20 protein-coding genes are annotated in these 20,807 nt (G+C 65.8%); 9 read left to right on the top strand and 11 right to left on the bottom strand.

Going from position 1 to position 20,807, the window contains the following annotated elements:
• Positions 1–118: 118 nt before the first annotated feature.
• Genes BM43_RS33340 through BM43_RS33330 form a run of 3 tightly spaced genes read left to right on the top strand, consistent with a single transcriptional unit; the run spans position 119 to position 2,975 of the window.
• Complete coding sequence (locus BM43_RS33340) at positions 119–901, top strand: (Fe-S)-binding protein (RefSeq protein ID WP_025100190.1); 783 nt, start codon at positions 119–121, stop codon at positions 899–901.
• Positions 898–2,331 carry a lactate utilization protein B gene (locus tag BM43_RS33335; RefSeq protein ID WP_036051582.1) on the top strand — a complete coding sequence of 478 codons (1,434 nt, stop codon included), beginning with the start codon at positions 898–900 and terminating at the stop codon, positions 2,329–2,331. The genes BM43_RS33340 and BM43_RS33335 overlap by 4 nt, the downstream gene beginning before the upstream one ends.
• Positions 2,328–2,975, top strand: a complete 648-nt coding sequence (locus BM43_RS33330; protein ID WP_036051584.1) for a LutC/YkgG family protein — start codon at positions 2,328–2,330, stop codon at positions 2,973–2,975. The genes BM43_RS33335 and BM43_RS33330 overlap by 4 nt, the downstream gene beginning before the upstream one ends.
• Positions 2,976–3,116: 141 nt before the next feature.
• Here the strand turns inward: BM43_RS33330 and BM43_RS33325 are convergent, their stop codons facing one another.
• Positions 3,117–3,671 carry a hypothetical protein gene (locus tag BM43_RS33325; RefSeq protein ID WP_036051586.1) on the bottom strand — a complete coding sequence of 185 codons (555 nt, stop codon included), beginning with the start codon at positions 3,669–3,671 and terminating at the stop codon, positions 3,117–3,119.
• Positions 3,672–3,989: 318 nt separating this feature from the next.
• Here BM43_RS33325 and BM43_RS33320 point away from each other — a divergent pair, with 318 nt between their 5' ends.
• Positions 3,990–4,496 (top strand): dihydrofolate reductase, encoded by a 507-nt coding sequence (locus BM43_RS33320; RefSeq protein ID WP_036051589.1) that lies wholly within the window; start codon positions 3,990–3,992, stop codon positions 4,494–4,496.
• Positions 4,493–4,753, top strand: a complete 261-nt coding sequence (locus BM43_RS33315) for a hypothetical protein (protein WP_013697968.1) — start codon at positions 4,493–4,495, stop codon at positions 4,751–4,753. The genes BM43_RS33320 and BM43_RS33315 overlap by 4 nt, the downstream gene beginning before the upstream one ends.
• A gap of 23 nt (positions 4,754–4,776) precedes the next feature.
• Here the strand turns inward: BM43_RS33315 and BM43_RS33310 are convergent, their stop codons facing one another.
• The 7 genes from BM43_RS33310 to BM43_RS41020 all read right to left on the bottom strand — a co-directional run bounded on the left by BM43_RS33310 (position 4,777) and on the right by BM43_RS41020 (position 11,209).
• The gene (locus BM43_RS33310) at positions 4,777–5,526 is read right to left on the bottom strand and encodes a FadR/GntR family transcriptional regulator (protein WP_036051591.1); all 750 of its coding nucleotides are present in this window, start codon (positions 5,524–5,526) and stop codon (positions 4,777–4,779) included.
• Positions 5,527–5,712: 186 nt separating this feature from the next.
• Positions 5,713–6,954, bottom strand: coding sequence for an L-fucose:H+ symporter permease (gene fucP, locus BM43_RS33305; RefSeq protein ID WP_025100186.1), 1,242 nt, complete (start codon positions 6,952–6,954; stop codon positions 5,713–5,715).
• A 71-nt stretch (positions 6,955–7,025) separates the two neighbouring features.
• On the bottom strand, positions 7,026–7,364 hold the full coding sequence (locus BM43_RS33300; RefSeq protein ID WP_036051593.1) for an L-rhamnose mutarotase: 339 nt from the start codon (positions 7,362–7,364) through the stop codon (positions 7,026–7,028).
• A 48-nt stretch (positions 7,365–7,412) separates the two neighbouring features.
• Positions 7,413–8,189 (bottom strand): SDR family oxidoreductase, encoded by a 777-nt coding sequence (locus tag BM43_RS33295; protein WP_036051595.1) that lies wholly within the window; start codon positions 8,187–8,189, stop codon positions 7,413–7,415.
• Positions 8,190–8,222: 33 nt separating this feature from the next.
• Positions 8,223–9,560, bottom strand: coding sequence for an L-fuconate dehydratase (locus BM43_RS33290; protein WP_036051598.1), 1,338 nt, complete (start codon positions 9,558–9,560; stop codon positions 8,223–8,225).
• A gap of 186 nt (positions 9,561–9,746) precedes the next feature.
• The gene (locus BM43_RS33285) at positions 9,747–10,589 is read right to left on the bottom strand and encodes an amidohydrolase family protein (protein ID WP_036051602.1); all 843 of its coding nucleotides are present in this window, start codon (positions 10,587–10,589) and stop codon (positions 9,747–9,749) included.
• A 332-nt stretch (positions 10,590–10,921) separates the two neighbouring features.
• Positions 10,922–11,209: a hypothetical protein gene (locus tag BM43_RS41020; protein WP_124083840.1), complete on the bottom strand. Its 288-nt coding sequence runs from the start codon at positions 11,207–11,209 to the stop codon at positions 10,922–10,924.
• An 88-nt stretch (positions 11,210–11,297) separates the two neighbouring features.
• Here BM43_RS41020 and BM43_RS33280 point away from each other — a divergent pair, with 88 nt between their 5' ends.
• Both BM43_RS33280 and BM43_RS33275 read left to right on the top strand, forming a co-directional pair.
• Positions 11,298–13,439, top strand: coding sequence for a M1 family metallopeptidase (locus tag BM43_RS33280; RefSeq protein WP_036051605.1), 2,142 nt, complete (start codon positions 11,298–11,300; stop codon positions 13,437–13,439).
• Between the two features lie 835 nt (positions 13,440–14,274).
• Entirely contained in the window at positions 14,275–16,458 is a 2,184-nt protein-coding gene (locus BM43_RS33275) for a hypothetical protein (RefSeq protein ID WP_036051607.1), read from the top strand.
• A gap of 98 nt (positions 16,459–16,556) precedes the next feature.
• On the opposite strand, the gene BM43_RS33270 is transcribed toward BM43_RS33275, so the two are convergent.
• Positions 16,557–17,393 carry a GNAT family N-acetyltransferase gene (locus BM43_RS33270; RefSeq protein WP_036051608.1) on the bottom strand — a complete coding sequence of 279 codons (837 nt, stop codon included), beginning with the start codon at positions 17,391–17,393 and terminating at the stop codon, positions 16,557–16,559.
• A gap of 169 nt (positions 17,394–17,562) precedes the next feature.
• Here BM43_RS33270 and BM43_RS33265 point away from each other — a divergent pair, with 169 nt between their 5' ends.
• Positions 17,563–17,886: a YXWGXW repeat-containing protein gene (locus BM43_RS33265; protein WP_013697958.1), complete on the top strand. Its 324-nt coding sequence runs from the start codon at positions 17,563–17,565 to the stop codon at positions 17,884–17,886.
• Positions 17,887–18,009: 123 nt separating this feature from the next.
• Here BM43_RS33265 and hutU read toward each other — a convergent pair whose 3' ends face one another.
• On the bottom strand, positions 18,010–19,698 hold the full coding sequence (gene hutU, locus BM43_RS33260; protein WP_036051610.1) for a urocanate hydratase: 1,689 nt from the start codon (positions 19,696–19,698) through the stop codon (positions 18,010–18,012).
• On the opposite strand from hutU, the gene BM43_RS41015 reads away from it, so the two are divergent.
• Positions 19,697–20,056, top strand: a complete 360-nt coding sequence (locus BM43_RS41015; protein ID WP_144417721.1) for a hypothetical protein — start codon at positions 19,697–19,699, stop codon at positions 20,054–20,056. The genes hutU and BM43_RS41015 overlap by 2 nt on opposite strands.
• Here BM43_RS41015 and hutC read toward each other — a convergent pair.
• The gene (gene hutC / locus BM43_RS33255) at positions 20,035–20,772 is read right to left on the bottom strand and encodes a histidine utilization transcriptional repressor HutC (RefSeq protein ID WP_036051611.1); all 738 of its coding nucleotides are present in this window, start codon (positions 20,770–20,772) and stop codon (positions 20,035–20,037) included. The genes BM43_RS41015 and hutC overlap by 22 nt on opposite strands.
• Positions 20,773–20,807: the final 35 nt, after the last annotated feature.

Genomic DNA, 20,807 nt, shown 5'->3' with positions numbered 1-20,807 from the left:
GGAAGCCGGGCGGGCTGTCGATCATGGCGACCACCGATGCCAGGCCAGCCCCGCCCGGCGATCGGACCAGACAGGCGCCGCCCCGAGGCGGCGCCACATCCCCCAGCAGGAGAATTCCATGAAGGTGGCTCTGTTCGTGCCTTGTTTCATCGATGCGCTCTACCCCGAGGTCGGCATCGCGACGCTGGAGCTGCTCGAGAAGCTCGGCCTCGACGTCGACTATCCGCGCCGCCAGACCTGCTGCGGCCAGCCGCTCGCCAACAACGGCTGCGAGGCCGACGCGGCCGGCGCCGAAGCGCTGTTCGTCGACAACTTCGCCGGCTACGACTACGTGGTGGCGCCCTCCTCGAGCTGCGTCCACCATGTGCGCCAGCACCTGACGGCGGCCGGCGAATCGCCGCGGATCGCGGCGGTGCGTGCCAATACCTACGAATTGACCGAGTTCCTGCACGACGTGCTCGGCGTGCGCGCGTTCCCCTGGGCGCGCTTCGAGCACACGGTCGGGCTGCACAACAGTTGCAGCGCGATCCGCCACCTGCACGCGGCCTCGATGAGCGAGATCCAGGGCGAGCCCTGGTCGAAGGCGCGCACGCTGCTGGAGGGCGTGGCCGGGATCCGCTTCGCCGCGCCCGCCCGGCCCGACGAATGCTGCGGCTTCGGCGGCACCTTCTCGGTATCGGAGGCGGCCGTCTCGGTGCGCATGGGCCAGGACAAGGTGCGCGACCACCGGCAGGCCGGCGCCGAGTTCATGGTCTCGGCCGACATGTCCTGCCTGATGCACCAGCAGGGCTGCGCCGCGCGCGAGCGGATCCCGATGCGCTTCCTGCACATCGCCCAGGTGCTCAACGGCATCGATACGGCCGCGCTGGCCGGCCCCGGCCGCGTGGAGGTGCAGGCATGAGCCGCGCCAAACCCGTCGATCACGCCGGCGCCGCCGAGGCCTTCCTCGCCAAGACCGAGCATGTGGCCTTCCACGACCGCCGCCTGTGGGACCTGCGCAAGAAGCGCGACGCCCAGGCCGCCTCGATCGAGGAATGGGAGACGCTGCGCACGCTGGCCTCGCAGATCAAGGAACACACGCTGTCGCGCCTGGCCGACTACCTGGAGCAGTTCGCCTCGAACGCCGAGGCCAACGGCGTGAAGGTGCACTGGGCGCTCGACGCGGCCGCGCACAACGAAACCGTCTACCGCATCCTCGAATCGCATGGCGTGAAGACGCTGGTCAAGAGCAAGTCGATGCTGACCGACGAATGCGAGCTGCGCGAATACCTCGGGCCGCGCGGCATCGAGGTGATGGAGACCGATTTGGGCGAGCGGATCCAGCAGCTCGACCAGCAGCCGCCCTCGCATGTGGTGGTGCCGGCCGTGCACAAGCTGCGCGGCGACGTGGCCGAATTGTTCGGCCGCACGCTCGGCACCGATCCCGCCAACGACGACATCCACTACCTGGCCGAGAGCCAGCGCGTGACCACCCGCCCGGCCTTCCTGGAAGCCGGCGCCGGCATGACGGGCTGCAACTTCGCGGTGGCCGAGACCGGCACCGTGGTGGTCTGCACCAACGAGGGTAATGCCGACCTGTCGGCCAACGTGCCGCCGGTGCATATCGTTTCGATCGGCATCGAGAAGCTGATCCCGCGCATCGCCGACCTCGGCGTGTTCGTGCGGCTGCTCTCGCGCAGCGCGCTCGGCTCGCCGATCACGCAGTACACCTCGCACTTCCGCAAGCCGCGCCCCGGCACCGAGATGCATTTCGTGATCGTCGACAACGGCCGCTCGGCGCGCCTGGCGATGGACGATTTCTGGTACTCGCTGAAGTGCATCCGCTGCGGCGCCTGCATGAACACCTGCCCGGTCTATCGACGCAGCAGCGGGCTGTCGTATGGCAGCACCTATGCCGGGCCGATCGGCGCGATCCTCAACCCCGCCTACGACCTCAAGCGCTTCAGCACCCTGCCCTTCGCCTCGACCATGAACGGCAGTTGCAGCAATGTCTGCCCGGTCAAGATCAATATCCACGAGCAGTTGTATCGCTGGCGCCAGATCGTCGCCGAGGAAGGCGAGCTGCCGCGCGTCAAGCGCGGGCTGATCAAGGTGGCGGGCAAGCTGCTGGCCAATCCCTCGCTGTATCGCGCCTCGGTGCGTTCGATGCAGACCGCCCTGCATCGGCTGCCGAACCTGGTGCTCTACAACCCGCTCAATACCTGGGGCAAGGGGCGCGCGCTGCCCGAGGCGCCGAGGCAGACGTTCCGCGATTGGTACGAGGCGAATCGGGGCAAGGACGGCGCCCAGGCGGGCCCGGATAAGGACAAGGACGAGGAGTCGACATCATGAGCGTGTCTCGCGAGGAATTCCTGATGCGCGTGCGCGCGGCGCAGCGTGTGGCCGTGCGCGAGGATGGCGGTAACGGCGGCTTCGCGGCGATCGGCGGCGACGATCCGCATCCGTTGCCGGTGCTGCCGGTGTTCGAGACGCCCGCGGGCGATCGGCTCGAACGTTTCCGCGCGAGCCTGGCGACGATGGGCGGCAAGTGCGTCACGCCGGCCTCGCGTGAGGAACTGCCGGGATGGTTCGCCGAGCGATTTCCGGGGCATGTGCCGCTGTCGGCCACGGACGAGGTGCCGGGCGTCGAGTTGCTCGATGCGGCACGGGTGCCGGCTTCGCTGCATGAGGTGGAGGTGGGCGTGGTGCGTGCGCGCCATGGCGTGGCCGAAACCGGATCGGTCTGGCTTTCCGAGGCGGAGTATCGCGTCAATGCGCTGGGTTACCTGGTCCAGCATCTGGTGGTGCTGCTCGATCCGGCCGATATCGTCGATGGCTTGCAGGATCTGTATCGGATCGCCGATTTCCGCGAGGCGAGCTACGCGGCGCTGGTGACGGGACCCTCGGCCACGGCCGATATCGAGGGCGTGCTGATCCAGGGGGCGCAGGGGGTGAGGTCGTTGACGGTGGTGTTGCTGGGGCGTGGGCCGGCTTGAACAGGGTTGCCGCGCGAGAGCGGCAACCCGTTCATGGAGCGCCGGCCCCGGTCGGCCGGAATCACGCCGGCGGTAGCGAAACGCCTTGAGCCGTTTCTACCCGCCCCGGGAAGAAACGGCAGGCATTGCCCATCAAGGCATTTACTGACCGGAAAGTGCGGGAAATTTCGGATTGGTCACAACCTGCCTGATCAGTTCCTGCACCGCGGGACCAAACGCATCGGCTACGTTCTTGCAAGCCCCCATGGCGGTAAAGCTCGTGTCGAACGGATACTTGATCGACACCGTGTATCCGCTATCGGCGGGCGACTTCACGCTCATGGTGATTTGCCAATATGCCGGCGAGACCGAGCTGAAGCTCAGCGCTTCGATGCGACCTTCGATAGGCACGCCCTTCACGTCATAAGCCTGAGCCGTCAACAGCTCTTCCTGGAAAGCATCCTTGATGTATTGCGACAAGGTTTTCCCCGGAGCCACCTTCACCGGGCCCATGAGGCGGCACAGGAGACTCTCGTCCAGTCCGGGCGCCATGCCGATATCGCCTACACTGACCTTCTTCGATTGCAGGCTCTGCTGGATGGCAATGATATTGGCCGGGGAAGCCTTGTAGGGAATCGAGTTGGTCGTCTCGCATCCGGAGAGAAGTGCGCCGGCCGCACAAATGGCAGCCACCATCGAAATTCTGTTCTTCTTCATGAATTTATCGTTTGTTTTTAATAAAAATAGAAAATCCTATTGCCTCATCCTGGTCATCGAGCGGCTGTCTTGTTTGTTGGACCTGGACCTGTTGCAACGAGACCCCCGTCTCCCTGCAACAACCACTCGGATGCCATTAACCCGAAAAAATCAGCGGGTTTCGGATTATATCTCCAGCGCTGGAGTAATAGCGAGAGATAAGACAAACATTTCGCCGAGGCCGTGATCGGCGATTTTATTTGCCGTGCGCGGCGAAGTCCGCATGAGACGCGGCGCTCCCGTTAGAATGCCGCATTAAAGCGACATCGAGAGGCCTTCATGCTGGCGGGAAAACAGATCGTCATGGTGGCCGCGATGGCGGCGAATCGCGTCATCGGTTTCGGCAAGGACATTCCCTGGACGATCCCCGGCGAGCAGAAGCGCTTCCGCGAACTGACGATGGGACAGTTGCTGGTGATGGGGAGACTGACCTTCGAGTCGATCGGCAGGCCCCTGCCTGGCCGGGACGTGGTGGTGCTCAGTTCGCGCGACGAGGCCCTGGCAGGCGCACGGCGCGCGGCATGCTTCGAAGCGCTGGTGGACATCATCCGCGACGACCCTCGCGAGCGGGTACTCATCGGCGGCGGCCAACAGATATACGAGCGCTTCCTGCCTTTCGCCGATGTCGTCCATCTGACCGAAATCGATCTGCAGGTGCCTGGCGACACGTTCTTCCCAACGCTGCCGGCGCGCTTCACGGCCGTCGATCGGATCGAGATCGACGGTGCCGTCGCTCACGCCTTCGTCACCTATGCCAGCGCCTCGCCAGACGGAAACCTCCGATGAAACACGCCGACAGCGCCGCCCTAGATCGACTCGAACCGCTGCTCGCGGAAATCCGCCAACTGGCCGGCACGAGCCTGAAGGAACGCGCACGCGGCGTGTTCTACCGCCAGTCGCGCGCCTTCCTGCATTTCCATACCGACCCGGCCGGCCTGTTCGCCGACCTGCGCCGAGGCGAGGCCTTCGAGCGCTTCCCGCTCGCCTGCGCTGCCGAGCGCAGCCGCTTTCTCGCCGCCCTGCGCGAAACCCTCCGAGCCTGAACCGGCCCTTCTCCGCTGCGCCCCTACACCGACTGCCGCGAAAAAATCCGGATCACCGAATTCAGGTGAGTCAGCATCGCACGCCGCGCGCCCTTGGCATCGCGCGCCTCCAGCGCGTCGAGGATCGCGCGGTGCTCGACCTCGGAGCGATGCGGCATGTCACGCGGCGTATACAGCTTCTGCAGCCGCTGGAACAGCGGATCGTAACGATGCGCGAGCATCTGCTTGATCATCATCGCGTAGGCGTCGTTGCCGCTGGCCTCGGCGATGCGGATATGGAACAGCCGGTCGCCCGGATGCGTGGTCGAACCGCTGCGATTGTCCTGCTGATTGCGCAGGAAGGCTTCGCGGATCGCCGCGAGCTGCGCGTCGGAAGCATTGAGCGCGGCCAGCTCGGCCGCCTCGGGCTCGATCAGCTTGCGCGCCTGCAACAGGGAAAACGGCGGAATCTCGGCATTGAGGTCGAATTCGATGCCCAGCTCGGGATCGACCTCGAGCAGGTTCGAATGCGACGCCGGCGCGGCCTCGGCGGGCGGCTGCTCGCGCTGCCGCACCGAAACGCCGTCGCCGACACGCACGGAAACCAGCCCGACCACCTCCAGCGCGATCAGCGCCTCGCGCACCGAGGTGCGCGACACGCCGAACTGCACGGCCAGCTCGCGCTCGGGCGGCAGGTAGCTGCCGGGCGGGAAGCTGCCGGATTCGATCATCGCGCGCAATTGATCGGCGATTTGCTGGTAGAGACGGCGATTCTGGATAGGTTGGATCGGCATACGTTCGCTGGCGAGTCGCGTCGGGATCGTGGGCGTTCGCGGCCGCCGCCCCTCGGGCGGCACACGCGAACCAGACGGCGATTCTAATACGTATGCGTCGATCGGCCGACGCGCGCGCTTTCCGGCCTGCGCGCGCGCACGCCTGCCGGGCGCCGGCCAGCGGCCCGCGCGCAGCCGGATCATGGCTCAGGCGATGCGGCTGCCGCGCCAGCCGTACCAGGCCACCACGGCGAAACAGGCGAGCGGCAGCGCGTAGGCGATGCTCACGCCCGAGCCGTCGGCGACGCGCCCCATCGCGTAGGGCATGATCGCCCCGCCGACGATCGACATCACCTGGAACGAGGCGCCGCGCTTGGTCTGCGGGCCGAGATCCTTGACGCCGAGCGCGAAGATGGTCGGGAACATGATCGACATGAAGAAGAACACGCCGATCAGCGCGAGCACCGACAGCACCGGGATGCCGGCCAGCACGATGGCGCAGAGCGCGATGTTGGCGAGCGCGTAGAGCGTCAGCAGCCGGGCCGGCGAGACCTTGCCCATCGCGGCGGTACTCACGAAGCGCCCGGCCATGAACAGCAGCAGCGCGATCGACAGCATGAAGGAGGCGCGCTGCGCGCTCAGCTCGGGCCAGTGCACGATCGCGTAGTTGATGAAGAAGGCGCCCACGCCCACCTGCGCGGCCACGTAGAAGAACTGCGCGACGATGCCGCCCACGAAGTGCGGACGCGACCAGATCGACTCGCCGGCGGCACGCTGCGCGGCCGAGGCCGGGCGGCGGATGTCGGGCATCGGCGTGCGCGCGATCAGCAGCGCGAGCAGCACCACCACGCCGGCGATCGCCACGTAGGTGATGCGCACCGAGCCGAGCCCCTCGGCGGCGGCCTGGCTGGCCGCGCCCGAGGGGAAGAAGAAGGCGCCGCCGATCAGCGGCCCGAGGAAGCTGCCCAGGCCATTGAAGGATTGCGAGAGGTTCAGGCGCCGCTCGGCCGTCTCGGGCGTGCCGAGTTCGGTCACGTAGGGATTCGCGGCGGTTTCCAGGCAGCCGAGGCCGGAGGCGATCACGAACAGCGCGAACAGGAAGAACGGGAAGCTCGCCACGCCCGAGGCCGGGATGAACAGCAGCGCGCCGATCGCGTAGAGCGTGAGCCCCAGCAGGATGCCGCGCTTGTAGCCGAAGCGCTCCATCAGCAGCGCGGCCGGGATCGCCATCACGAAATAAGCCCCGAAATAGGCGCCCTGCAGCAGGCCCGATTGCGCCTTGCTGACGTGCAGCACGTCCTGGAAATGCTTGTTCAGCACGTCGAGCAAGCCGTATGAGAGCCCCCACATGAAAAAGAGGCTGGTCACCAGAATGAACGCGGTGCGCCAGTCGCGCGAGCGTTGCGCCGTGCCGACCGGCGTGACGCCGGCTTCCGATACCTGTTGCATGAATCCTGTCTCCTTCCGTCCCGGTCACGGGCTCGTCTGTTTCTGTTTCCGGTTGCCGTCGCCGGCCCTGCTCACTGCTCGTCGAGATCGAAGATGCGCGCCATCGGCGCCCACTTCACCCCGGCCGGCGTCCATGGCGTGGGCTGCTGGAAGGTGCTCATCAGCGTTTCCCACTCCACCACCTTCGGATCGGCCAGGCTCGTCGCCGCCATGCGCGCGGCGTCGAAGCGCGCGTCGTCCGTTTCCATCACCATCGTGAGGCGGTTGCCGATCCGCCAGATCTCCATCGAGGTCACGCCCTGCCCACGCAAGTGCGCGGCAATCTCCGGCCAGATGCGCTCGTGATGCGCCTCGTAGCGCGCGATCGATTCGGGGTCGTCTCTCAGGTCCAGCGCCAGGCATTGCCGCATCGTCGTGTCTCCGTTGTGTTCTTTCGAGGGTCGATCGGCGCGCGGGCCTCAGCCCAGCGCGCGGTCCAGGTGCGTGTAGCCGCCGTCGACGAACAGCCATTGGCCGGTCGTGTGCGAGGCGAGCTCCGACAGCAGGAACACGGCCGTCGAGGCGATCTCCTCGGGCGTGGTCATGCGCTTGCCGAAGGGGATGCGCTGCGTGATCGCGGCCAGTTTCGCCTCGGGATCGTCGAAGCTGGCGAGCCAGGATTCGTAGAGCGGCGTCATCACCTCGGCCGGGATCACGGCGTTCACGCGCACGCCGTCGCCGGCCAGCGAGGCGGCCCATTCGCGCGTGAGCGACAGCACCGCGCCTTTCGCGGCGCAATAGCCGCTGGTGCCGCCCTGCCCGGTCAGCGCCGTCTTCGACGAGACGTTGACGATCGCGCCGCGGCTGGCCTTCAGGTGCGGCTCACAGTAATGCGCCATCGCGTAGTAGTGCAGCAGATTGCGTTCGAGCGAGGCGACGAAGGCCGCGCGGCCCGCGCCCAGGCCGACGCCGTCGTTGACGCCGGCGTTGTTGACCAGGCCGTCGATGCGGCCGAATTCGGCGATCGCGGCATCGACGGCGGCCTGGCATTGCGCGTCGTCGAGCAGGTCGGTGCGCAGGAAGCGCGTGCGGGGCTGCTGGTCGCGCAGTTGCGAGGCGAAGGCATCGTCGGGCGCATTGCGGTCGAGCACCACCGGAATCGCGCCTTCGGCCGCCAATGCGCGCGTGATCGCGCCGCCGATGCCGGCCGCGCCGCCCGTGACCAGCACCACCTTGTCTTGCAGATCGAGGTTCATCAGGATTCTCCGTTCGCGTTCGAGCCCTGCCGCTCAGGCGGCTGCATGGGCCACGGCGGCGGCGGGATCGACCGATTCGCCCGACCTGGCCGTCTCGCCGCGAAAGCGATAACGCTCCAGCGATTCCGGTTTCATCTCGATCGAGAAACCGGGCGCGCTCGGCGGCATGTAGGCCGCGTCGCGCACCACGCAGGGCTCGACGAAATGCTCGTGAAGATGGTCGACGTACTCGATCACGCGGCCCTCGCGCGTGCCGGCGATGCAGACGTAATCGATCATCGACAGATGCTGCACGTATTCGCACAGGCCCACGCCGCCCGCGTGCGGGCACACCGGCAAGCCGTATTTCGCGGCCATCAGCATCACGGCCAGGATCTCGTTGACGCCGCCGAGGCGGCAGGCGTCGATCTGCACCACGTCGATCGCGCCGCGCATGATGAACTGCTTGAACAGCACGCGGTTCTGGCACATCTCGCCGGTGGCCACCTGCACCGGGCCGATCGCCTCGCGGATCTTGCGATGGCCTTCCACGTCGTCGGGGCTGGTGGGTTCCTCGATGAACCAGGGCTTGGCAAAGGCCAGTTCGCGCACCCAGTCGATCGCCTCGTCCACTTCCCAAACCTGGTTCGCGTCGATCATCAGCTTGCGATCCGGGCCGATCACCTCGCGCGCAATGCTCACGCGGCGGATGTCGTCCTCCAGGTTCGCGCCCACCTTCAGCTTCACGTGATCGAAGCCGGCGTCGATCGCCTCGCGGCAGAGCCGGCGCAGCTTGTCGTCGCTGTAGCCGAGCCAGCCGGCCGAGGTGGTGTAGCAGGGATAGCCCTCTCGTTCGAGCGTGGCGATCCGCTCGGCCTTGCCGGGCGCCTGCTCGCGCAGCAGTGCCAGCGCCTCCGACTCGCTCAGGCAGTCGCCGAGATAGCGGAAGTCGATGGTGCGCACCAATTGTTCGGGCGTCATGTCGGCCACCAGGCGCCACAAGGGCTTGCCTTCGGCCTTGGCCCACAGGTCCCAGGCGGCGTTGACCACCGCGCCGGTGGCCAGGTGGATCGCCCCTTTGTCCGGGCCGATCCAGCGCAACTGGCTGTCGGAGGTCACGTGGCGCCAGAAGCGGCCCATGTCCTCGCGGATCCAGTCCAGGTCGAGGCCCACCACCAGGTGGCGCATCGCCTCGATCGCCGCGCAGCAGATCTCGTTGCCGCGGCCGATCGTGAAGGTCAGCCCGTGCCCTTCCAGGCCGTCGCGATCGGTTTCGAGGATCACGTAGGCAGCCGAGTAATCGGGATCGGGGTTCATCGCATCGGAACCGTCGAGCTTCTGCGAGGTCGGAAAACGCACGTCGAGGACGCGCATCGAACGAATGATCGTCATGGTCGTATGTCGTGAATCGTGATTCGAGTGGCGGATGAGCTTGGCGTCATTGGCTCAAAGGATCAATGGTCCAACCAATTGGTCTCAATGATACGAGCTTCGGCCAGCCTCGTCACGCCGTGACGCCTCCGGGTTTTCCCGATGACGGGCCGGCATCGTGCCGGCCCGCGCCGCCTGCCCCGGTCTTCAGTCGATGCGGTAGAAACGACGCGCATTGCCGCCGAACACGTCGGCCAGCGCCTCGGCGCCGAACCAGCGCGTGCAGGCCCGCTCGCAGGCGGCGAACCAGTCCTCGTAGCCGCCATACGAGGCCGCCAGGCGCAGCACCGGCCAGTCGCTGCCCCACATCAGGCGGCGCGGCCCGAACAGCGTCGCCACGGCCTCGATGTAAGGCGCCACGCCGCTGTCGTCGCTGCCCTCGCCGGCCTCGGTCCACAGGCCCGAAAGCTTGCAGCTCACATTGGGCAGCGCCGCCAGGCGCGCCATCGCGCTACGCCACGGCTCCAGCCCGCCGCTGGCGATCGGCGGCTTCGCGGCGTGGTCGATCACGATCGGCAGCGTCGCGTGACGCGTGGCGAAGGCATGCAGCGCATCGAGCTGCGGCGGCAGCACCAGCGCATCGAACACGAGCGCGTGCTCGCGCAGCGCATCAACCGCGGGCGCGAGCGCCTCGTCGTCGATCCAGCGATCGTCCAGCGCCTGCAGCATCGGCCGCACGCCGCGGAATTTCGGCTCGGCCGCGAACGCCGCGATCCGCTGCGGCGCGTCGGCTGCCTTCATGTCCACCCAGCCCACCACCGCCTTCACGCTCGGCGTCGCGTTTGCGAGCGCGAGCAGGTAGCGCGTGTCGTCGAGCGTGGGCAGCGACTGCACGAGCACGGTGCCGTCGATCTCCGTCGCGCGCAGATGCGGCGCGAGATCCTCGGGGCCGAAATCGCGATGAATCGCGGCGAGGCTCGGCGGCGGCCATTCGCCCTCGCGCGCGGCCATGAGCCAGTAATGCTGGTGGGCGTCGATTCTCGAACTCATCGAGCGGTTTCCTTTGCCTGTTCAAATTTGGTTGCACTCACAACTTTCCGTGCTTGCCTGGCCCGGCGCCATCCCGAGCGTCGCGGCTGCTTGTACACACCGACGACATCGGACCAATGGTCCAGCCAATCACGCGACCTTCGACGACTTGTCTCGCCAGCGCCATCGGGGCTAACCCGCAGCCGGCCCGGCATCGCCTCATGCCGATTTTCGATCGGCATATTTTTCATTCGAGTAAATCGAAACGGCAATAAATTCGCCTACAGATTTTTCAACAAACCTCTTGTTCCATTACAAAAAATTACGTTGTATATTCACTCGCGGATTGCTTGTCAGGTTCCGGTATCGAGAACGTCGGCAAACTGTCCGGATTTGTACCACCCGGGTAATCGTTCGAACCCCGGGCCATGAAAAAGGCCAACGTCGAGAATCGCGCGCAAGTCCAGTATTTGCGCGGCGCAGCACGTGGCCAGGTTGAGCAAGCGCGTACCAACCCATGCCGCAGAGCATGGTTTGTTTCCCATTCGTTTATAAACAACAGGGCCTTCTAACATGCACGCCTTCACATAATTCCGCGCAAGCCTTTCCGGTAATTCATTCAAAACCGCCAGCCATTTCATTTCGCTGCGAAAAATCGGCGAGGGTCTACTATTGCCCACCGATTTCGACGCGCGATTAACCGTTTATTTCACCCTCGAAGGAATCGGCATGAGGATCACACTGCGTCAATTCCGGTATCTGCCGCTCGTCAGCGCCGTCGCGCTGGCACTCGCCGCCTGTGGCGGCGACGACGGCGGCTCCGGCTCGCCCGTCTCGTTCGGCGCCGCGAACAACCAGACCAGCAATGCCGCGCCGGCACCGGCCGTGGATCGCAGCACCAAGCCTGTCGAAATGCCCGATACGGTGGTGCCGGTCAACTACAAGCTCTGGTTCCGCCCGAACGATGCCCTGAACCAGTTCCAGGGCCGCGCCGACGTGGAGATCAACGTGCTGAAGCCGGTCAACGCGATCGTGGTGGCCGCGCACCGCCTGCAGTTCACCAACGGCAAGATCACGCTGCAGCCGGGCAACATCCCGCTGATCGCCACGCCGCAGGGCCAGGGTGACTACGTGCAGCTGCGCCCGGCGAGCGGCACCATCGCGCGCGGCAGCTACTCGCTGCACATGGAGTGGCAGGGCATCATCAACTTCGACTCGCACGGCGATCCGGCCCAGGGCACGGTCGGCAGTTGCGACAACGATCCTTATCCGGGCTGCTCGGCGGCCGAAGGCATGTTCCGCGTCGACCTGGTCGCCACCGACGGCACCACCAGCGGCGCGGTACTCACGCAGGGCGAATCGGACCTGTCGCGCCAATGGTTCCCGGGCTGGGACGAGCCGGCGTTCCGTCCGACCTACGAGCTGTCGGCCGAGGTGCCGCAATCCTGGAAGGTGGTGTCGAACGCGGCGGAGAAGCCCGCGGCCAACATCGGCGCCGGCTACAAGCTGGTCTCCTTCGAGAAGACCCCGCCGATGCCGTCCTACCTGGTGTTCTTCGGCGGCGGCAAGTTCGACACGCTCGAGGACGACTTCACCAGCCCGCTGCCCGACGGCCGCGGCATGCACCTGCGGATCTTCACGCCGCCGGGCATGAGCGAGTGGGCCAAGCCGGCGATGCAGGAAACCAAGCAGGCGCTCGACTACTACTACCGCTACACCGGCATTCCGCTGCCGCTGACGAAGTTCGACACAGTGGCTGCCAACGACAAGTTCAAGGATCAGAAGGACCTGAACTTCGGCGGCATGGAGAACTGGGGCTCGATTCTGGAATTCGCCGACGACATCCTGCCCAAGCCCGGCACGCCGATGTCGAACTACGGCCTGACGGTGCTGACGCACGAGGCCGCGCACCAATGGTTCGGCGACCTGGTCACGCTCGACTGGTGGGATGACGTCTGGCTCAACGAGTCCTTCGCAACCTACTTCGAGACGCGTACCAAGATCCAGTTCCATCCCGAGGTCTTCAACTGGGTGCAGGACATCAACGACAAGGCCCGCGTGATTCGCTCCGACATCGGACCGAAGGCCTTCCCGGTGCAGCCGAACTTCAATGCCTTCGGCTCGAACGACTTCGTGATCAATGCCGGCACCTTCGTCTACAACAAGGGCGGCCATGTGCTGAAGATGCTCGAGGGTTATCTCGGCGACGAGGTGATGCGCAAGGGTCTGCAGGAGTACTTGAACAAGTACGCGCTCGGCAATAGCACGCCGCAGCGGCTGTGGGATGCGTTGTCGGATGCGAGCGGCCAGAAGGTGGGCCCGATCGGCGACAGCTTCGTGCGCCAGACCGGCGTGCCGCTGCTCTCGCTCGACACGCAGTGCGACCTGACCAAGAACGAGAACATCGTGACGCTGAAACAGTCGCCGTTCCCGAACAAGAACGCCTATCCGGGCACGCAGTGGACCATCCCGGTGACGCTCGCCTACGGTGACGGCCTGATCAAGCGCACCACGCTGTCCTTCGGCGGCACGCAGACCCAGGTCCGCCTGCAAGGCTGTACCCCGGTGCTGGCGAATCCGAGCGGCTTCGACTACTACGTGACGAACTACAGCGACACCGCCTGGAGCGCGCTGCAACCGCAACTGGCACGCACCACCGATCCGGTGCTGCTGGCCAACCTGCGCAACGACACGACCCTGCTCGTCAACAACGGGCTCGCGCCGGCTTCGCGCAGCGCCTCGCTGACGGCGATCAGCCCGCCGGCCGCGATCATGCTGCGTCAGTTGCCGGCCACGGAATCGGTGGTTCGCGAGAGCCAGCCGGTGGTTCGCTTCCACGGCAAGTTCGCCGCTCGCCAGCGCACGCAGTAAGCATCCCGAGCCCAGTGCGGCGCGCCCAGGCGTGTCGCACCCGCGGCTCACCCGCCGGCGCGCGCCCGTCATTGCAGCAAGGACGGACGTGCGCCGGCATCCCTCCCTTCGTCATTCGCATTCCAAAGCGTTGTCGGTCGCGTGATGCACGCGTATCCCGATGCCGCCGACATCACGACCGCCTCGTCGACCTCACCCTCCCCCCGGTTCTCCGCCACTCGATCGCATCGAATGGGCTTGCGCAAAGCCCCGAACGGGTCCTGCCCGCCAAACTCGCTGAAGTGTCCGGCTTCCCGGCCGGGGTATGGTTATCCCCGACTGGCGCTATCTCCGTAACGAGATAGGATATCCGACAACAAAACGGCAAGCCGACAGTCAGCCGTCCGTAACGGTGCCCGGATGGACGGCGACTGGCGCATCCCGCGAGACCATCGCGGTGAAATGCCCTGTGGGTAAGAAGTATCAGAATGAAGAGTTCCCAGACTCGAGGGGGAGGCGGATCGATACGCGCGCCGCGCCGCGTGGCGGCATCGATTTCACTCCATGTTGTCTGACGACAGATGATTTAAGCCACAAGCCTGCTGACGTGCCCGTTTCCGCTACGGCCGCGCGCGCGACGACACGCCTGTCGCCTGCGCCGCCCGCGGTGTCCGGATGCGGCCGCGAGCACGCCGTGACCGTCCTCCGGACGTCGTCGCGCGGCCTCGCTCGCGCCGGCCGACCGGCCGACCGGCCGACCAGCCGACTGGCCGATGAAAAGGAGATGCCTCGATGCACTGACGATTCGCCCCGCTTCCCGCTGCCTCGCTGTCCTGATCATTCCAATGGAGACACCATGTTTTCGATAAAACAAACACGATCCGCCCTCGCCGTCAGCACTGCCCTCGCCGCCCTCTTGCTCGCCGCCTGCGGCGGGGAAACCAGCACCCCGCCCAGCGCCGGCTCGCCGGGCACGCCGGGCAATCCCGGCACGCCGTCGACGCTGGCCAGCTCCTTGCAGGGCATCGTCTACGGCACCGCCACCACGGCGGTGCCGAGCGGCGCGAACATCCCGATCACGATGATGGGCCAGATGCGCGCGTTGTTCGACAAGATCAAGGCGGCGCCCGATTTCACGCAGGTGGTGATGGACCTCGGCGACGGCAACCCGGTGCACGTGCTCGATACCAACACCGGCGACAAGTTCCTGCCGGGCAAGCTCGCGCTGGGCCTGTCGTGGATCCTGATCGACATGAAGTCGAAGAACGATCCGCAGTACGCGGACTATCTCGCGACCTACCAGAAGGTAACGTCGGCGATGATCCAGGGCACGCACGGTACGGATTACCTGTATGCGAACACGTCGTGGGGCGAGTATTACTACCTGGTTGCACTCAACAACTTCCAGGCGCACGGCATGCTCAATGAGGTGTTCAGCGATTCGATGCTGGCCACGCTGCAGCAGCGCCTGCTGTTCTGCGACATGTTCGGGCCGGACGCGAGCGGCAAGACCAATACCTGCCCGGCGGCCGGCACGCCGATCGACATCGCCTCGCTGAACACGGCGCAGAACTACTACGCGGTGTCCTATGGCATCGCCGGCCTGCGCCAGAAGCTCGGCTGGAGCAGCCCGGGCTTCTCGTCGAAGACGGACGCGACGGTGGCCACCATGAATGCGCGCGACGCCCTGCTCTACACGCTGACCAACCACATCCGCAACGACTCCTCCGGCGGCTTCTCCGACGAGGCCTCGAACACCAGCAAGACCTATTACGACCAGGCGCGTTTCGACCGCTACAGCACGCTGCTGATCGGCGAGGTGACCGAGCGCACCTTCGAGATGGGCAACGAGGCGAATCTCACGCCCGAGTTGAAGGGCTATCTGCGCAAGTCGGTCGACCTGATCCTGCCGCAGTTGAACACCGACGGCCAGGGCTTCAACTATGGCCGCTCGATCGGCCCTTACGGCGATTCGGCCTTCATGGAGGTGCTGACGGCGGCGGCCAACGCGGGCGTGCTGACCGACGACGAGAAGAAGGTCGCCTATGCCTTCATCTATCGCGCGGCGCTGCGCTTCGAGAACTTCTGGTACGACCCGACGCTGCCGACGCCCTCGGTCAACATGTGGGTCAAGGGACGCGGCACCGATACCTATCGCGGCAAGCCGCGCGTGATGGGGGAGAACTTCAGCCTGCTGCACCAATACATGTATGTGAACGCCTGGTGGAACAAGCTCGGCTTCGGCAGCACCGCGCCGCTCACCGACACGCAGTTCCAGTCGTGGCTCGATACCACCCAGCCGCATTACAAGCTGACCTGGTACAACCAGCCGACCGACACCGCGCATCCCTATAGCGCGGCGCTGGTGACGGTGCGCGACGGCAAGCGCGTGATCAACCTGAACCTGAGCCAGGCGCCCGACTACAACTCGTTCACGCCGTATTATCCGGTGCCGTTCTCGGACAAGCTGATCTACGGCACGACCGACCTCGCCTATGCGCTGCTGATCCCGCAGGTCAGCTACAACGGCAAGACCTACCAGCCGGTGACTTACTACAAGAACCTGAACGTGCAGGAGAGCAACGGCCAGGTGGTCGTGTCCTTCGACACGGCCAAGTTCCGGGTCGCCTCGAAGAACGCGGCCGCGTCCACCGATCTCGACCTGCAGACGCATACGGTGGTGACCTTCAGCCATGGCACGATCTCGCGCACCGATACGCTGAGCTCGGGCACGCTGACCGGCAACCTGTCGGTGGAGACCGACTACACGGCGTTCAACGACTTCTCGAACAGCACGGCGAATGCCGATGGCGTGTCGGTGTCCTACTCGAACGGCGCGGCGACCCACTACGCGACCACCGGCTTCGACAACTGCGCGTTGTCGGACTTCAGCACCGCGAACGGCACCACCAACCCGCTCTCGACCACGCCGATCGGGCAGTTGCATTCGAAGTTCGCCTGCACGACGCAAGCGTTCACGCTGGGGACCGGTCAGAGCAAGACGCTGAGCTGGACGCTGAAGTATGCGGATCCGGCGTAAGTGCCGCTGAACCAGCGGGCGGCCTGCCCCACCTGCTGGAAACAAAAGCCCCGCGCCGACCATGAAGTCAGGCGGGGCTTTTTCGCCTCCTTCATCATCTAGATCGACGAGACGGCCTCGCGATTCGAATGCACATGGAAACGGCAGACCTCGCCGAACCCGAGCCGCCGATACACGCCGAGCCCATCGGGCGAAGCTTGCAGCGCAGCCCGTCGCACGCCGTCCCGCTCGCGCGCCAGCGTCAGCGCCGCGTGCATCGCGGCCGACGCCAGGCCACGTCGACGCTGGTCCGACGCGGTACTGACATCGAACACATGCGCCACGTCATCGTCGATATAGAGCGCCGCCGTGCAGACCGCGCGCCCCTCGACTTCGCCGAGATAAAGCTTCAAGGGCTCGCTGCCGTCGAGCCCGAGCGCGGCGATCCGCGCATAGAAAGTCTCGATGCAGGGATCCGGCGGCACGAACAGCGCACCGATCAAGCCGGCGAAACGCGCGATATCGTCCCTACCGCTTATCGCGCGCAACACGAAATCCTCGGGATAGACCGGCGTCGGCAGCGTATCGAGCTCGGCCAGCATGCCGACGCTGGTCTCGTCGTAGCGGAAACCATTGGCATCGAGCATGCCGGCGATCCCCGCGCTGCCCGCGCTCTCGACGAACCACCAGGCAGCAGGCCGGCGCGCCTCGTTGAATCCGCGCGCGATGGTCTCGACCGTTTCCGCTCGCGCAAAACCCGTTGCATCGCCGATCACGAGATTGAAGGTATCGGAGCGCAGGCCGCTATCGATCACGAGCTGCCCGCCCAGGCTGCTCACACGCATCGCGCCGCCGATGCGGCACGGGAAATAGGCGTTCTTGCTGCGCATGCCGTCGATCAGCGTGGCAACCGATGCGTGATGATCGTGACGCCTGGAAGAAGCGGTGTATGTCATGGCCCTCTCGATTCGTTGTTATCGACCGCGAAACCGTTTCGACAAAACCGGCCGCGGCTTCGCTTATCATGTCGCGCCGGTGCCGGCCTGGGCCTGCCAGGAAGGCGGAAACCGGGATTTCAATATCATTCGGCCGCGTAGGATAACTGAAGGAATCATGGAAGGAAACATGAAGCGAAACTCACCCACCCGCCACGCTCCGATCCTCGCGATCGCCGCGGCGATATTGTCGAGCCTGAGCCTGGCCGCCTGCGTGGTCGAACCCGCCCAGCCGGTGGTCGTGCGCACCGCGCCGCCGCCGCCGCGCGTCGAGGTGGTGCCCGAGCCGCGCGTCGGTTATGCCTGGGAAGGCGGCCACTGGCGCTGGGTGCATGGCGCCTACGAATGGGAGCCGGGCCACTGGGAAGTGGTGCGCGTCGGCCATCATTGGGTGCGCGGCCACTGGGTCGAGCGCGGCCCGGGTTGGGTGTGGGTCGGCGGTCACTGGGACTGATCCGGCCGAGTGCGCGGGACGCTGTCGGCGCCCTCGCCTCGCCACCATGAAAAAGGCCGGCAGGACCGCGCAAGGCGATCCTGCCGGCCATCGCGAAGCCGCCCACGGGCGGCTTTCGCTTGATCAGCGTCCCAGCATCGGCAGCTTGAGGCCGGCCTCGCGCGCGGTTTCCTGCGCGAGTTCGTAGCCGGCATCGGCGTGACGCATCACGCCCGTGGCCGGATCATTGAACAGCACGCGGCCCAGGCGCTCCTTCGCCGCATCCGTGCCGTCGGCCACGATCACCACGCCCGAGTGCTGCGAGAAGCCCATGCCGACCCCGCCGCCATGGTGCAGCGACACCCACGACGCCCCGCCTGCCGTGTTCAGCAGCGCATTGAGCAGCGGCCAGTCGCTGACCGCGTCCGAGCCGTCCTTCATCGCTTCCGTCTCGCGGTTCGGGCTCGCCACCGAGCCCGTGTCGAGGTGGTCGCGCCCGATCACGATCGGCGCCTTCAGCTCGCCCTTGCGGACCATCTCGTTGAAGGCCTGCCCCAGGCGATAGCGATCCTTCACGCCCACCCAGCAGATCCGCGCCGGCAGCCCCTGGAAGGCGATCCGCTCGCGCGCCATGTCGAGCCAGTTGTGCAGGTGCGGATCGTCGGGGATCAGCTCCTTCACCTTCGCATCGGTCTTGTAGATATCCTCGGGATCGCCCGACAGCGCCACCCAGCGGAACGGCCCCTTGCCCTCGCAGAACAGCGGGCGGATATAGGCCGGCACGAAACCCGGGAAGTCGAAGGCGTTGTGCACGCCCATCTCCAGCGCCATCTGGCGGATGTTGTTGCCGTAGTCGAGCGTGGCCGCGCCGCGTTCCTGCAGCGTCAGCATCGCCTGCACCTGCCTGGCCATCGACTGCTTGGCCGGCTTCACGATGCTCTGCGGATCGACCTTGCGCGCCTCGTGCCATTGTTCGACGCTCCAGCCTTGCGGCAGGTAGCCGTTCACCGGGTCGTGCGCGCTGGTCTGGTCGGTCACGCAGTCCGGCGTGATGCCGCGCGCGACGATCTCGGCGAACAGGTCGGCCGCGTTGCCGAGCAGCCCGATCGAGACCGGCTTGCCGTTCGCCTTGGCCTCTTCCAGCATCGCCAGCGCCTCGTCGAGCGTCTTGGCCTTCTTGTCGACGTAGCGCGTCTTCAGGCGGAAATCGATGCGCGACTCGTCGCATTCCACGGCGATCATCGAGAAGCCGGCCATGGTGGCGGCCAGCGGCTGCGCGCCGCCCATCCCGCCCAGGCCGCCCGTGAGGATCCAGCGGCCGGAAGGATCGCCGTTGAAATGCTGGTTGGCCACCGAGAAGAAGGTCTCGTAGGTGCCCTGCACGATGCCCTGGCTGCCGATATAGATCCAGCTGCCGGCCGTCATCTGGCCGTACATCATCAAGCCCTTGCGGTCGAGCTCGTTGAAGTGATCCCAGTTGGCCCAATGCGGCACCAGGTTCGAATTCGCCAGCAGCACGCGCGGCGCGTCGGCGTGGGTGCGGAACACGCCCACCGGCTTGCCCGACTGGATCAGCAGCGTTTCGTTGTCCTCCAGGTCCTTCAGCGAGGCGAGGATCTGGTCGAAGCAGTCCCAGTTGCGTGCCGCGCGCCCGATGCCGCCATAGACCACCAGCGCATGCGGATGCTCGGCCACCTCGGGATCGAGATTGTTCTGGATCATCCGGTACGCCGCCTCGGCGAGCCAGGTCTTGCAGGTTTTCTCGCTGCCGCGCGGCGCGCGGATCACCCGCGTCGGATCGAGACGCGGATCGATGTGCTTGGGATGATTCATGACAGCCCTCGAAAGGAATAAAGCCGGATCGGCACGATCGGCTGCAGCGCAACCGGACAGGCACGAGTCTATCCGGCCAATGTTGTCTAGACAACTCGTTTTCAATAAAAAACGATGCTTCACGGCAGAACTCGGTATTTATCCCGATGCCGCAAAATCAGGCTCGAAACCCCGCAAGGACACAAACGCCAATTCACCGCACGAGCACAGTCGCGCGGCCAACTTGTCTAGACAAATCGAGGAGGAAAAAACGAAGCGCGCCACCGGCGGGCGCGCGATGAAACGGCAGGGAAACGCGGGGAAGGATGCGAAAAAAGCAGTGTGGAAAACCCGTGCTCAGACGCTGCCGGCCAGATGAAAACGCGAGGCCGGGTGCCACAGCTGCACCGAGGTGGCCACCGATTCGCCGACCCAGGTGCGCCGCCACATCATCAGGCAGGGCTCGCCGATCTCCATCGCGAGATGGCGGCGGATCGGCGCGTCGGGCTTGTTGGCGTAGATGCGGAAATCGGCGCGCTGGATCGGCGCGAGCTTCACCATGTAGCGGTTCGGCGTCTCGGCCGTGAAGTCCTGCTCGAGGTAATGCGGAAACACCAGCGGGTTCACGTAGCGATCCTCGTACTGGATCGGCTCGCCCTCCTCGTAATGCACGATCAGCGAGTGGAACACCGGCCCCTTCGACAGGTTCAGCGCGGCCAGCGCCTCCGGGTCCAGGCTGGTGTCGAGCGCGAGCACCTTGGCGGTATGACGATGCCCGCGCGAGACGATCTCGTCGGCGATGTTGCGGATGTCGAGCACGGTCGACTCGACGTCGCGCGGCGCCACGAAGGTGCCCGAGCCCTGCACGCGCTTGAGCACGCGCTCGCTGGTCAGCTCGCGCAGCGCGCGCGACACGGTCATGCGTGCCACGCCGAATTCCTTCACGAGTTCGGTCTCGGAGGGGATCATATCGCCGGGCTTCCAGGTGCCGTCCGCGATATGGCCGATCACATAGCGCTTGATCTGTTCGTAGGCGGGTGCCAGCTTGCGCGCGGCCCGGGGCTGCGTCGCGTCGTCCACTGCGTTTGTCGTCATCGTTATTCTCGACTTCCTTCGTGAGGGGCTATCGG

It is taken from the genome of Burkholderia gladioli, assembly GCF_000959725.1.
Classification (GTDB): domain Bacteria; phylum Pseudomonadota; class Gammaproteobacteria; order Burkholderiales; family Burkholderiaceae; genus Burkholderia; species Burkholderia gladioli.
The sequence above is the reverse complement of the archived record's forward strand: the minus strand, read 5'-3'. Positions and strand labels throughout refer to the sequence as shown.

Bases quoted from the DNA above. Each gene is read 5' to 3' on its own strand.
- BM43_RS33315 (WP_013697968.1), top strand. From the start codon at position 4,493: ATGAAACACGCCGACAGCGCCGCCCTAGATCGACTCGAACCGCTGCTC.
- BM43_RS33325 (WP_036051586.1), bottom strand. From the start codon at position 3,671: ATGAAGAAGAACAGAATTTCGATGGTGGCTGCCATTTGTGCGGCCGGC.
- BM43_RS33320 (WP_036051589.1), top strand. From the start codon at position 3,990: ATGCTGGCGGGAAAACAGATCGTCATGGTGGCCGCGATGGCGGCGAAT.
- BM43_RS33285 (WP_036051602.1), bottom strand. From the start codon at position 10,589: ATGAGTTCGAGAATCGACGCCCACCAGCATTACTGGCTCATGGCCGCG.
- BM43_RS33280 (WP_036051605.1), top strand. From the start codon at position 11,298: ATGAGGATCACACTGCGTCAATTCCGGTATCTGCCGCTCGTCAGCGCC.
- BM43_RS33295 (WP_036051595.1), bottom strand. From the start codon at position 8,189: ATGAACCTCGATCTGCAAGACAAGGTGGTGCTGGTCACGGGCGGCGCG.
- BM43_RS33340 (WP_025100190.1), top strand. From the start codon at position 119: ATGAAGGTGGCTCTGTTCGTGCCTTGTTTCATCGATGCGCTCTACCCC.
- fucP (WP_025100186.1), bottom strand. From the start codon at position 6,954: ATGCAACAGGTATCGGAAGCCGGCGTCACGCCGGTCGGCACGGCGCAA.
- BM43_RS33330 (WP_036051584.1), top strand. From the start codon at position 2,328: ATGAGCGTGTCTCGCGAGGAATTCCTGATGCGCGTGCGCGCGGCGCAG.
- BM43_RS33310 (WP_036051591.1), bottom strand. From the start codon at position 5,526: ATGCCGATCCAACCTATCCAGAATCGCCGTCTCTACCAGCAAATCGCC.
- hutC (WP_036051611.1), bottom strand. From the start codon at position 20,772: ATGACGACAAACGCAGTGGACGACGCGACGCAGCCCCGGGCCGCGCGC.
- hutU (WP_036051610.1), bottom strand. From the start codon at position 19,698: ATGAATCATCCCAAGCACATCGATCCGCGTCTCGATCCGACGCGGGTG.
- BM43_RS33270 (WP_036051608.1), bottom strand. From the start codon at position 17,393: ATGACATACACCGCTTCTTCCAGGCGTCACGATCATCACGCATCGGTT.
- BM43_RS33335 (WP_036051582.1), top strand. From the start codon at position 898: ATGAGCCGCGCCAAACCCGTCGATCACGCCGGCGCCGCCGAGGCCTTC.
- BM43_RS33300 (WP_036051593.1), bottom strand. From the start codon at position 7,364: ATGCGGCAATGCCTGGCGCTGGACCTGAGAGACGACCCCGAATCGATC.
- BM43_RS41020 (WP_124083840.1), bottom strand. From the start codon at position 11,209: ATGAAATGGCTGGCGGTTTTGAATGAATTACCGGAAAGGCTTGCGCGG.
- BM43_RS41015 (WP_144417721.1), top strand. From the start codon at position 19,697: ATGACAGCCCTCGAAAGGAATAAAGCCGGATCGGCACGATCGGCTGCA.
- BM43_RS33275 (WP_036051607.1), top strand. From the start codon at position 14,275: ATGTTTTCGATAAAACAAACACGATCCGCCCTCGCCGTCAGCACTGCC.
- BM43_RS33290 (WP_036051598.1), bottom strand. From the start codon at position 9,560: ATGACGATCATTCGTTCGATGCGCGTCCTCGACGTGCGTTTTCCGACC.
- BM43_RS33265 (WP_013697958.1), top strand. From the start codon at position 17,563: ATGAAGCGAAACTCACCCACCCGCCACGCTCCGATCCTCGCGATCGCC.